11 protein-coding genes are annotated in these 12239 nt (G+C 44.6%); all 11 read left to right on the top strand.

The genetic code is table 11. From position 1 onward, the window contains the following. Positions 1 to 228: 228 nt before the first annotated feature. The 11 genes from arcA to HGG78_RS14180 all read left to right on the top strand — a co-directional run bounded on the left by arcA (position 229) and on the right by HGG78_RS14180 (position 12140). Positions 229 to 1452, top strand: a complete 1224-nt coding sequence (gene arcA, locus HGG78_RS14230) for an arginine deiminase (RefSeq protein WP_053309629.1) — start codon at positions 229 to 231, stop codon at positions 1450 to 1452. Between the two features lie 78 nt (positions 1453 to 1530). Continuing rightward, entirely contained in the window at positions 1531 to 2442 is a 912-nt protein-coding gene (gene arcC, locus HGG78_RS14225) for a carbamate kinase (RefSeq protein WP_053309630.1), read from the top strand. 116 nt (positions 2443 to 2558) lie between these two features. Continuing rightward, positions 2559 to 3569, top strand: a complete 1011-nt coding sequence (locus HGG78_RS14220) for an ornithine carbamoyltransferase (protein WP_053309631.1) — start codon at positions 2559 to 2561, stop codon at positions 3567 to 3569. Positions 3570 to 3985: 416 nt separating this feature from the next. Next, on the top strand, positions 3986 to 4915 hold the full coding sequence (pyrB, locus tag HGG78_RS14215) for an aspartate carbamoyltransferase (RefSeq protein WP_172533285.1): 930 nt from the start codon (positions 3986 to 3988) through the stop codon (positions 4913 to 4915). A 15-nt stretch (positions 4916 to 4930) separates the two neighbouring features. Continuing rightward, positions 4931 to 5395, top strand: coding sequence for an aspartate carbamoyltransferase regulatory subunit (pyrI, locus tag HGG78_RS14210; RefSeq protein ID WP_053309633.1), 465 nt, complete (start codon positions 4931 to 4933; stop codon positions 5393 to 5395). Positions 5396 to 5873: 478 nt separating this feature from the next. Then, entirely contained in the window at positions 5874 to 6332 is a 459-nt protein-coding gene (locus tag HGG78_RS14205) for an arginine repressor (RefSeq protein ID WP_168523919.1), read from the top strand. 211 nt (positions 6333 to 6543) lie between these two features. After that, complete coding sequence (locus HGG78_RS14200; protein ID WP_172533284.1) at positions 6544 to 8340, top strand: protein-disulfide reductase DsbD; 1797 nt, start codon at positions 6544 to 6546, stop codon at positions 8338 to 8340. A gap of 176 nt (positions 8341 to 8516) precedes the next feature. Beyond that, a complete protein-coding gene (locus HGG78_RS14195) occupies positions 8517 to 9152 on the top strand; it encodes a response regulator transcription factor (protein ID WP_168520753.1) in 636 nt (211 codons plus the stop codon). Between the two features lie 176 nt (positions 9153 to 9328). Beyond that, positions 9329 to 9952, top strand: a complete 624-nt coding sequence (locus HGG78_RS14190; RefSeq protein ID WP_053309637.1) for a MarC family protein — start codon at positions 9329 to 9331, stop codon at positions 9950 to 9952. A gap of 205 nt (positions 9953 to 10157) precedes the next feature. Then, complete coding sequence (locus HGG78_RS14185; protein WP_053309638.1) at positions 10158 to 10424, top strand: DUF4212 domain-containing protein; 267 nt, start codon at positions 10158 to 10160, stop codon at positions 10422 to 10424. A gap of 12 nt (positions 10425 to 10436) precedes the next feature. Next, positions 10437 to 12140, top strand: a complete 1704-nt coding sequence (locus tag HGG78_RS14180; protein WP_172533283.1) for a sodium:solute symporter family protein — start codon at positions 10437 to 10439, stop codon at positions 12138 to 12140. The last annotated feature ends 99 nt before the right edge of the window (positions 12141 to 12239 follow it).

Raw genomic sequence — 12239 nt, 5'->3', positions numbered from 1 at the left:
GTTAAAAATAGACGGTTACAGTTCATTTTTAATATAAATCATTCTGTGATGCACCTCTAAGAACATCTTTCAATCAAGGGTAATATTAATTTCAGAACACGGAAGTGAACAAACAAATTAATACTGAATTCCCTACAGAAATAATTATGTACTTATCCAAAACAAGTTGAATTAAATTTCAAAAAAATAAAATGGAATAAATACATATAGATTAAGAGAGATAATATTATGAGTAAGTTATATGTTGGTTCTGAAATTGGTCAATTACGTCGAGTTCTTGTTCACCGCCCTAGACGTTCACTCACTCACTTAACGCCATCAAACTGTCACGATCTTTTGTTTGATGATGTTTTAGCCGTAGAGCGTGCTGGCAAAGAACATGATGCATTTACACAAACGCTTCGCGATCAAGGTGTCGAGGTCCTACTGCTGACCGATTTATTAGCCGACACACTAGCCGTTCCCGTTGCGAAAGATTGGCTACTAACCAAACAGGTATCTGATTACCGCCTTGGTAAAAAATTTGCTAATGACGTGCGCTGTTACTTAAGCGACTTACCAAACCTTGAACTCGCAAAAATTCTGACTGGTGGTTTGTCTTACGCTGAAATGCCAATGAAATCCTCTTCAATGATGCAAGGCTTACATGCACCAACTGATTTCATTATCGAACCACTACCAAACCATCTATTTACTCGTGACACTTCTTGCTGGGTATACGGTGGCGTGTCAATTAACCCGATGGCCAAACCTGCGCGTCAACGCGAAACCAACCATGTCCGTGCGATTTACCGTTGGCACCCAAGCTTCGCAGGTCAAGACTTCATTAAATACTTCGGTGATGATGAAAGCATTAATTACGACAACTCAACCATTGAAGGTGGTGATGTTCTAGTGATTGGTAAAGGTGCGGTACTGATTGGTATGTCTGAACGCACAACCGCGCAAGGCGTTGAGCACTTAGCGGCAGGCCTATTTAAACACGGCCAAGCTAAACAAATTATTGCTATGGAACTACCAAAACACCGTTCTTGCATGCACTTAGATACCGTTATGACACACATGCGTGAAGACACCTTCTCAGTTTACCCAGAAGTAGTGCGTAAAGATGTGAAATGCTGGACCCTAACAGGCGATGAGTCTGGTGCCGTTAACGTCAAAGAAGAAGGTTACTTCGTTACCGCCATCGAAAAAGCACTTGGCGTCGATAAACTCAACCTAATCACTACTGGTGGTGACAACTTCAACGCAGAACGTGAACAGTGGAACGATGCAAACAATGTTCTAACCGTTAAACCTGGTGTGGTAATTGGCTATGAAGGCAACACTTACACCAACGAAAAATACGACAAAGCGGGTATTACAGTATTGCCGATTCCAGGCGATGAACTTGGCCGCGGCCGCGGTGGCGCTCGCTGCATGAGCTGCCCAATTGAGCGTGACGGTATCTAACACCACTTTCACTGGTTAACAAATGAGTTGGGGCTATTTCCTCTGCGAGCCTCAACTCACCTTTAAAGAGACATGATTATGACCAAACAAACTGTTGTTGTTGCATTAGGCGGAAACGCATTGCTTCGTCGTGGTGAGCCATTAGAAGCCGATGTTCAACGTCGCAATATTGAAGTTGCAGTGAAGACCATTTCCGAAATTGCTAAAGAATATAACGTAGTGCTTGTGCATGGAAATGGCCCTCAAGTGGGTTTACTTGCACTACAAGGTCTTGAATACAAGAAAGTCGCACCATATCCACTCGACGTCTTGGGCAGTGAAACCCAAGGAATGATTGGCTATATGTTAATGCAAGAATTCAAAAACATGCTGCCTGAACGCAACATCTCTTGCATGTTGACACAAATGACGGTTGATCCAAAAGATCCTGCATTTGCAGACCCAACCAAACCAATTGGCCCAGTTTACCAAGAAGCGGAAGCACGTGAATTAGCAGAAAAATACCACTGGACCGTCAAACCAGACGGCCAATATTTCCGCCGCGTAGTCCCTAGCCCACAGCCAACCGGCATTGTTGAACACGAAGCAATCACTCAACTTATCGATGCAGGTCACCTAGTGATTTGTACTGGCGGTGGCGGTATTCCAGTCAAGCGCGAAAACGGCAAATTAGTTGGTGTCGAAGCGGTTATCGACAAAGATATGTCTGCGGCATTCCTCGCCAAACAATTGAATGCTGACGCATTGCTTATTTTGACCGATGCCGATGCTGTCTACCTTGATTGGGGCAAACCAACCCAACATGCACTACGCAGCACAACACCAAGCGAACTTGCGAACTACCAATTTGATGCCGGTTCCATGGGACCAAAAATTGAAGCTTCTTGTGAATTTATTAAACAAGGTGGCAAGGTCGTGGGCATTGGTGCTCTTCAAGATGGATTACGCATCCTAGAAGGCCAAGCGGGCACCAACATCACTCGTGACTAACCGTGTTGTTGAGCAAACCTATTTTATAAACCGAATCTGTTTTTAACTTTAAACAAATATTGACGCTTTCTTCCATTCTCTCATCTGAGGAAAGCGTTACAAATGAGGATAAGATCATGGCTTTTAACCTACGCAATCGTAACTTTCTAAAACTACTAGACTTCACCCCACGCGAAATCCAACATTTATTGGATCTGTCACTTGAGTTGAAAAAAGCCAAATACAACGGCTACGAACAGCCACGCCTAAAAGGCAAAAACATCGCGCTTATCTTTGAAAAAACATCGACTCGTACTCGTTGTGCATTCGAAGTCGCGGCGTTTGACCAAGGCGCTCAAGTGTCTTACTTAGGCCCTTCAGGCTCTCAAATCGGCCATAAAGAATCAATGAAAGATACCGCTCGCGTATTGGGCCGTATGTATGATGGCATCGAATACCGTGGCTTTGGTCAAGAGATCGTTGAAGAGCTTGGCGCTTATGCTGGCGTACCAGTATGGAACGGCTTAACTGACGAATTCCACCCAACGCAAATCTTGGCTGACTTCTTAACCATGACCGAGCATGGTCGCGGTAAACGTCTGCATGAGATGAAATTTGCGTACCTAGGCGATGCGCGTAACAACATGGGTAACTCACTCATGGTTGGTGCTGCGAAAATGGGTATGGACATTCGCCTTGTTGCGCCAAAAGCATTCTGGCCAACCGATGAATTAGTCGCTGAATGTCGCGCCATCGCACAGGAAACCGGTGCAAAAATCACGCTAACTGATGATGTACAAGAAGGCGTTCAAGGCTGTGATTTCCTTTACACCGATGTGTGGGTATCAATGGGTGAAGCGAAAGAAGCATGGGCTGAGCGTATTGAAATGATGCTCCCTTACCAAGTTAATATGGAAATGCTTAAAGCCACAGGCAACCCACATGTGAAATTCATGCACTGCTTGCCAGCTTTCCACGGTGAAGACACAACCGTTGGTAAACAACTTGCCAAAGAGTACCCAGTATTAGCAAAAGGTGTGGAAGTGACCGATGAGGTGATCGAATCTGAGTATTCTATCGTGTTCGATGAAGCTGAAAACCGCATGCACACCATCAAAGCAATTATGGTTGCAACCTTAGGTAATTAATCAGCCATTACCCTCTCTTCGATATTTAACTCAATGCGGGCTTGAATAAAGCTCGCATTTTTTTTCATCACTAAATTCCAAAAAAACCACTTCACGCTTGTGTTGGCAACGTAATTGAAAACACAACAAAAACGAGCCAATTTCGCATAAAAATCCATTTTTTGGATATTTTCAAAACCCTATTGCAAGGCAGGTTTTTGTCCGTATAATCCTTCGCAATTTGTCAAAACAGAGCAGAAAATGAACCGATACTGTCACTATCAACGCCATTTATTACGCCCGGCACTGGTGGAATTAGCCATTTTATTTTTCTGTTTTGATCGTTTTTGAAGCCTCCTATTTTAGGGGGCTTTTTTTTGAGCAAAATTTCTCTTCAACCCTACGCTGAAGAGAATGACATAGAGGGAAGACACGTTATGGCGCATTCGTTATTTAATAAACATATCATCTCCATTCCAGAACTAAGCCGCAAAGAACTGGAACTGATTGTAGATACCACAACTAGGCTCAAGGCTGAACCGAATCCAGAACTGCTCAAGAATAAAGTGGTAGCAAGCTGCTTCTTCGAACCTTCAACACGAACTCGTTTATCGTTTGAAACCGCGGTGCAACGTTTGGGTGGCACTGTAATTGGGTTTGATAATGGTGGTAACACCTCTCTCGCCAAAAAAGGCGAAACCTTGGCCGACTCAGTACAAGTCATTTCTTCTTATGTTGATGCGTTTGTGATGCGTCATCCACAAGAAGGGGCAGCTCGTTTAGCATCTGAATTTTCCAACGGTGTCCCAGTGGTCAACGGTGGTGACGGTGCAAACCAGCACCCAACACAAACCTTGCTCGATCTGTTCTCTATTTACGAAACACAAGGCACACTCGACAATCTAAACGTCGCATTCGTTGGTGATTTAAAATATGGCCGCACCGTACACTCTTTGACTCAGGCGTTATCAAAATTCAACAACGTGCGCTTTTTCTTTATCGCACCAGAAGTGCTCGCCATGCCGGATTACATCTGTGAAGAACTCAGTGAGGCAGGCATTCGCTTTAGTACCCACAGTAATATCGAAGAAGTCGTAGCGGAGCTGGATGTACTTTATATGACTCGCGTACAAAAAGAACGTTTTGATGAGTCTGAATACGCGCATATGAAATCAGCGTACATCCTCACCACTGACACACTTAAAGAAGCGCGTGATAATTTGAAAGTGCTACACCCACTGCCACGTGTTGATGAAATTACTACCGACGTCGATAAAACACCTTACGCCTACTACTTCCAACAAGCCGAAAACGGTGTGTACGCGCGTGAAGCGCTACTGGCTCTCGTCCTAAACCCAAACCTATAAGCAGGAGACAATATCATGGTAAAAGAAACCCAATTGCAAGTTGAAGCGATTCGTAACGGTAGCGTAATTGACCATATTCCTGCCAACCTTGGGATCAAAATTCTCTCTTTGTTTAAGTTAAATGAAACTAATCAGCGTGTAACCATTGGCCTCAACTTACCTTCTTCAGCACAAGGTCATAAAGACCTAATTAAGATTGAAAACGTCTATTTAAGTAAAGAGCAAGCCAACCAATTAGCACTTTATGCACCGAAAGCGACCGTCAACCAAATTGAAGAATACAAAGTGGTGAACAAACTGACTTTGACACTACCAGAACGAATTGATGGGGTATTCAGTTGCCCAAATAGCAACTGTATTTCACACGGTGAACCTGTCGCAAGCCGCTTTAAAGTGCAGAGCAAACAGGAAAGTGTCCAGCTTAAATGCCACTACTGCGAGAAAGTTTTCTCTCGTGAGATCATGACCGAACATCGCTAATTCCACATACTTACCCAACGCATGCCAAGTGCGTTGGGTTCTCCGCTCACATCATTCATTTCACAATGAATAATATTCCATAAAAACCAGATAAAACACCAACCAACCACCAACAATCCAGTTTATTATTTGGTGATCCCCAGCAACAATAAGATAATTTATTAATGATACTCTACCGGCATAATGTGGTATTCATTTAATGAATAGGAATAATCACGGTCCGTTTCACTCAGATATCCCCCTAAAAAATTTGCAGTTACAAATACGCAAATCAATACCGCTGCCATGTTAAGTAATAAGGGGATAACGAGTTTATTTTTTCAACCGTGACACACTACTGCACACAAAATGAACAAGATGAACTCACACTCTATGGCTTTGGGAGTGTGCTGGCATGGTAAGGATCACCAACACCCTCAAACGCCATTGCGCGTATAGAAAGGAACAGCCCGTGAATAGAAAAATTCCCCACGGTGCAATGCAAACCGATGACAAAACATTAGCTGCCGCTTGCAAAAAACTGTTACAGCAGCAGAGTTTCTCAAATCAAAATGAGCTTCGACTTAAATTGGTCGAACTCGGCTATGAAGGGATCAGTCAATCCACTGTTTCACGCTTACTCTCCCAGTTGGGTGTAGTAAAAGTGCAAAATGCGTGTGGCAAAAAAGTGTACTGCATTACCGTAGAAACTGCACCGGTTCGAGTTGAATCCTCTATCTCATCGCAAATTGAATTTATCACCCATAACCAATCGATGGTGGTTGTAAAAACTCACCCCGGTAGCGCACAATTAGTCGCGCGGTTGGTTGATATTGACCCACACACAGAAATTTTAGGTACCGTAGGGGGCAACGACACGGTATTAATTATCCCTAAAGACACCAACAATATTGATGCCTGTGAAACAGTTGTGAAAGCACGCCTTGGTGTGCGTTAAATCGAATGCAACCAACAGCCAGCAGTAAATAATCCCCTTTATTAGAAGGTGGGTTGTTTACTGTTTTTAATTTCCGTCATTGAACAATCCTCTAAGCCTTGTCAGGGTTTACTGAATCAGCAAAACATTTACGGTTTGATGAAACTTATTCCACCTACAATCGGTCTGATTGGGTTAAGATGCCTCTAACCTTGTGAAGACTCGACTTTTTATGCGCTCATTCTTTTCCTTTTTACTACTCGGTTTATTGACCCTCTCTCAACCCGCATTAGCCGTGTTTGGTAACGACAACCCATTTGACAATAGCAATACCATTAGCCTTGCTTCGTCTAATAATCAATTTGTTCCAGTTGATAAAGCTTTCCCATTTAATGCTTATCAGCAGGGAAACCAAGTCTTCATTGATTGGCAGGTAAAAGAGGGTTACTACCTGTACCAAGACCGTATCAGTATCAGCGGAGAAAACGCGACTGTCGGCAAAATCGATATGGTCGATGGTCAGCCTTATCACGATGAGTTTTTTGGTGATGTAAAGATCTACACTCAGCCTCTGTTTGTGAATGTAGCACTTGATAATGTGCAGACCAATGGCAAGCTAATGGTGCAATATCAAGGTTGTGCAAAGGCTGGCTTTTGCTACCCACCAGAAACTCGGGTAGTTGATCTGCAAGCGATTGCCAGCACCAATATTGCACCACCAGCAGCATCGAAGCCTCAACCTATTTCAACAACAAAAACACCTCCTACCACAGAGCAAGATAGCCTCGCCTCTAGCTTGGCAGATAACTGGTGGACGCCATTACTGTTTTTAGCGCTTGGGGTTGGCCTTGCTTTTACACCATGCGTATTGCCTATGTACCCAATTTTGACCAGTATTGTGTTGGGTGGCGGTAAACTTTCCCATCGCCGTGCGCTAGGTTTATCGTTTATTTATGTGCAAGGTATGGCTTTAACCTATACCTTGCTCGGCCTTGTTGTCGCTTCAGCTGGTTTACAATTTCAAGGGGCGATGCAACATCCTTATGTGTTGATTGGCCTCAGTGCCTTGTTTGTATTACTCGCCCTTTCGATGTTTGGTCTTTACACCATTCAACTTCCAAGTGGCATACAAACCTGGCTCAATAACCTCAGTAATAAACAGCAAGGTGGAAACAGTGCCGGTGTATTCGCTATGGGTGCTATTTCGGGTTTAGTTTGCTCACCCTGCACTACCGCACCGCTATCGGGTGCATTGCTGTATGTGGCTCAAAGTGGTGACTTACTCACTGGTGGTGTTGCGCTGTATGCATTAGCGATGGGGATGGGAATCCCACTAATGCTAGTGGCCGTATTTGGTAACAAACTACTGCCCAAAGCTGGCGGCTGGATGGATAAAGTCAAAACACTGTTCGGTTTTATATTGCTTGCAGCTCCGATATTTTTGCTTGAACGCCTACTACCAGAATTCTGGTCAACAGCGCTGTGGTCAGCACTAGGTATCGTCGCTTTTGGCTGGCTTTATCATTGCAAAAACACCCTGCCTTTTGGCGGTTGGAAACAGAGTGTTATCGGCATTATTGCGGTGCTTGGGCTATTTGCTTCTGCGCAACCTGCGCTTGATATATGGTTTGGACATGATCAGCAAACTAGCCAACAGCAACCTAGTATTGAGTTTATTCGCATCAATAATGTGTCTGAACTAAACCTGCAACTGAGCCAAGCAAAAATGGCGGGCAAACCCGTCATGCTCGATTTCTACGCCGACTGGTGTGTGGCGTGCAAAGAATTTGAGAAGTACACCTTCCACCAACAAGAGGTGGAACAAAAGCTACAGCACTTTGTGTTATTGCAAGCTGACGTGACCAACAACCAACCTCAAGATATTGAGCTACTAAAAGCAATGGGAGTGCTCGGCTTACCAACGATTGAGTTTTGGAACGCACAGGGTGAAGCACTTCCAAGTGCTCGAATTACTGGTTTTATGCGCGCTGATCGCTTTTTAACGCATCTCGCTGACCACCAACTTTAAACGAAACGTTAGCCTTGTTAGCCGCTCGTTTGAAGACCAAAACAAACGAGCGGTAAATATTCATTCTGTCTCAGATAAAAGTGGATAAGGTTCAGACTTTTAACGCATAACGATTGTTCAATAAGCCATCGCGGACAATAATCTATTTAACGAAATTGTTAAAAGTGTAAAACGTCATGGATTCGACCTACACCATCATTATTGCTGACGACCACCCATTATTCCGTAATGCTCTGTTTCAATCCGTGCATATGGCGATAAGTGGCGCCAATCTACTCGAAGCTGACTCGCTTGATGCACTGCTCGCCTTGCTTGAGAAAGAGCCCGAGCCAGACTTGCTACTGCTGGATCTAAAAATGCCGGGAGCCAATGGTATGTCGGGGTTGATTCATTTAAGAGCGGAGTACCCTGATTTACCGATTGTGGTTGTCTCTGCCAGTGAAGAATCCTCCGTGGTATCACAAGTAAAAAGCCACGGCGCTTTTGGCTTCATTCCTAAATCAAGTGATATGCGCGCCCTGATTAACGCCTTAAATCAGGTATTAGCTGGTGACCCATTCTTCCCTGAAGGCTTAATTACCAATAAAGCCGCGTGTAATGATTTGGCCGAAAAATTAGCCGCCCTTACGCCTCAGCAATATAAAGTGCTGGGTATGCTATCTGACGGCTTGCTAAATAAGCAGATCGCTTATGAACTGCATGTTTCAGAAGCAACCATCAAAGCACACATGACCGCTATTTTCCGTAAGTTGGGGGTAAAAAACCGCACCCAAGCGGTAATTTTGCTACAACAGATGGAAACTGAGCAATAAGACTAACAAAGGGCTAACACGCCCCTTAGATTGCTCGCTATACTTAGGCTCATCATTATTTTGATGTTATGACCATCGGCTGCATTTTGCAGCCGTATTTATCCCTCTGTTTCACGTACTCAAACCCAATGATTTTATAGTCATTGCTTGAGGCCCAACTCTGGGAGGCATCTCTGTTGCTAAGTATCCTTGTTACTCAATTCGTCGTTTTATGGGCAGTCATCGACCCTATAGGTTCTGTGCCTGTTTATCTTTCGCAAACACAACATTTAACCCCTAAACAAAGGCGGTTAGTGGCATTAAAAGCTATCGCAATTTCAGCTGGGGTACTGCTGTTTTTCCTAGCCGTAGGGCAAATGTTGCTCGAAGCGATGCAAATTCCCCTCCCTGCTTTTCAAGCTGCTGGTGGACTAGTACTGCTTTTGTTCGCTCTCACCATGATTTTTGGTGAAAGCAAACCGGAACAAGAACAAAAGCTGATGAAAGAGATGAGCCGCTCGGAACTGGCAAATCTTGCCGTTTATCCGCTGGCTATTCCATCGATAGCCTCACCCGGAGCCATGATGGCTATCGTCTTACTGACCGATAATCATCGATATTCTTTTGCCGATCAAAGTATTACAGCCGCTGTCATGCTCGTCGTTCTAATCATCACTTTATTGCTTCTACTCGGTGCGACCACCATTCAGCGCTTAATTGGCAATGTAGGAGCTGCAATCATCAGTCGTGTCATGGGCCTGATCCTTGCCGCAGTAGCGGTTAATAATTTATTGCTCGGCATTAAAGATTTTTATTTCTAACCTTAGACCTTAGGCTAAGTTAACAAAACGTTAACATTGAGATTTTCACCTTATCTACCACTAAGCGCCCACTTTACGGGCGCTTTTTGTTTTCCAACGCCCGACTAAAGTTGCACAGATCTGTTGATTTTTCGCTGCTATCTTAAGCATGTAACATTACGTTAACACGATAAATATCACCATATGCAAACGGAAGGAGAAGGCCATGTCGTTCGAATCTACAGAACACGCGCAAGCCTACTGGAAGGAAAACTTAGGAATAATGGGATCACTCTTAGCGGTGTGGTTCTTGGTATCGTATGGAGCTGGCGTTTTATTTGTCGATGCGCTCAATACGATTCATTTAGGCGGTTTTAAATTAGGATTCTGGTTCGCACAACAAGGGTCAATCTACACCTTTGTTGCCTTAATCTTTATTTACGTTGCGCGCATGAATGCGCTCGACAAGAAATATAACGTACAGGAAGACTAAGAGGTTTTAGAAATGGATATTCAAACTTGGACGTTTATTCTTGTCGGTATTACGTTCGCACTTTATATCGGCATCGCAATTTGGGCTCGCGCAGGATCCACCAGTGAATTCTACGTTGCAGGGGGCGGTGTTCACCCTGTCGCTAACGGCATGGCAACCGCAGCTGACTGGATGTCGGCAGCATCGTTTATCTCTATGGCAGGTATCATTTCATTCGTCGGTTACGACGGTGCGGTGTACTTGATGGGTTGGACGGGCGGCTATGTATTACTGGCGCTTTGTTTAGCACCTTACCTTCGTAAATTTGGTCAATTCACCGTGCCAGATTTCATTGGCGAACGTTACTACTCAAAAACCGCGCGCATGGTTGCGGTGTTCTGTGCCATCTTTATCTCCTTCACTTATGTAGCTGGTCAAATGCGTGGTGTGGGTGTGGTGTTCTCTCGCTTCCTTGAAGTAGACATCAACATGGGGATCATCATCGGTATGGGTATTGTGTTCTTCTACGCAGTACTTGGCGGCATGAAAGGCATCACTTATACGCAGGTTGCTCAATTCTGTGTACTCATTTTCGCTTTCCTTGTGCCAGCTATCTTTACCTCGATTATGATGACAGGTAACCCGTTCCCACAAATTGGTATGGGTTCGACCATCACCGGCTCAGATGTGTACTTACTCGATAAACTGGACGGTCTGACGCAAGAGCTTGGCTTTACCGCGTACACCGAAGGTAATAAGAGCATGGTCGATGTGTTCTTTATCTGTGCAGCACTTATGGTTGGTACAGCAGGTCTACCGCACGTTATTATTCGCTTCTTTACTGTACCAAAAGTACGCGATGCACGTATCTCTGCAGGTTGGGCACTACTTTTTATTTCACTACTTTACACCACGGCACCTGGCGTAGCGGCATTTGCTCGCGTCAACATGATCGACACTATTAACGGTCCAGACATGCAAGGTGTACCGGGTGAAGAAGCACCAAGCTGGTACAAAAACTGGGAAAGCACAGGTCTTGTCGGTTGGGAAGATAAGAACGGCGATGGCAGAATGTTCTATTCTGGCGATGAACGTAACGAGATGAAAATCAACCGTGACATCATTGTATTAGCATCACCAGAGCTTGCAAAACTACCGAACTGGGTTGTGGGCTTACTGGCGGCTGGTGGCTTAGCAGCGGCACTATCAACAGCGGCAGGTCTATTGTTGGTTATCTCAACATCCATTTCGCATGATTTGCTGAAGAAAGGCATTAAACCTGATATGACCGACAAACAAGAGCTCTTGGCTGCTCGTCTTGCAGCGGTAGTCGCCATTGTTGGTGCGGGTTACTTGGGTATTAACCCCCCCGGCTTCGTAGCTCAGGTGGTGGCATTTGCCTTCGGCTTGGCAGCCGCCTCCTTCTTCCCTGCCATCATTCTAGGTATCTTCTATAAGAAGATGAACAAAGAAGGGGCGATTGCAGGTATGTTGGCAGGTATTGCTTTCACTGCGGCTTACATCATCTACTTCAAGTTTATCAACCCAGCGGCCAGCACTCCGGACAACTGGCTATTCGGTATCAGTCCAGAAGGGATTGGTACGCTAGGTATGTGTTTGAACTTCGTGGTCTCGATTGTGGTCAATAAGTTCACCGCAGAAGTGCCAACAGAAGTACAAGATATGGTTGAGTCTATCCGCTTCCCTAAAGGTGCAGGCCAAGCTCACGACCATTAATCACGGACACTGACGAGTTCAATTGTAGGGATTAGCTCTGAAGTACAGATAATGTTGATAACAATAAAGCCGATGCTCTGCATCGGCTTTTTGTATCAT

The organism is Vibrio aestuarianus, assembly GCF_012395185.1.
GTDB lineage: Bacteria > Pseudomonadota > Gammaproteobacteria > Enterobacterales > Vibrionaceae > Vibrio > Vibrio aestuarianus.
Note: the sequence above shows the minus strand (reverse complement) of the source record. Positions and strands in the feature narration are given on the sequence as shown.

Coding starts and splice junctions, on each gene's coding strand:
- pyrI (WP_053309633.1), top strand. CDS start 4,931: ATGGTAAAAGAAACCCAATTGCAAGTTGAAGCGATTCGTAACGGTAGC.
- HGG78_RS14180 (WP_172533283.1), top strand. CDS start 10,437: ATGGATATTCAAACTTGGACGTTTATTCTTGTCGGTATTACGTTCGCA.
- HGG78_RS14195 (WP_168520753.1), top strand. CDS start 8,517: ATGGATTCGACCTACACCATCATTATTGCTGACGACCACCCATTATTC.
- pyrB (WP_172533285.1), top strand. CDS start 3,986: ATGGCGCATTCGTTATTTAATAAACATATCATCTCCATTCCAGAACTA.
- arcA (WP_053309629.1), top strand. CDS start 229: ATGAGTAAGTTATATGTTGGTTCTGAAATTGGTCAATTACGTCGAGTT.
- HGG78_RS14185 (WP_053309638.1), top strand. CDS start 10,158: ATGTCGTTCGAATCTACAGAACACGCGCAAGCCTACTGGAAGGAAAAC.
- HGG78_RS14200 (WP_172533284.1), top strand. CDS start 6,544: ATGCGCTCATTCTTTTCCTTTTTACTACTCGGTTTATTGACCCTCTCT.
- HGG78_RS14220 (WP_053309631.1), top strand. CDS start 2,559: ATGGCTTTTAACCTACGCAATCGTAACTTTCTAAAACTACTAGACTTC.
- arcC (WP_053309630.1), top strand. CDS start 1,531: ATGACCAAACAAACTGTTGTTGTTGCATTAGGCGGAAACGCATTGCTT.
- HGG78_RS14205 (WP_168523919.1), top strand. CDS start 5,874: ATGCAAACCGATGACAAAACATTAGCTGCCGCTTGCAAAAAACTGTTA.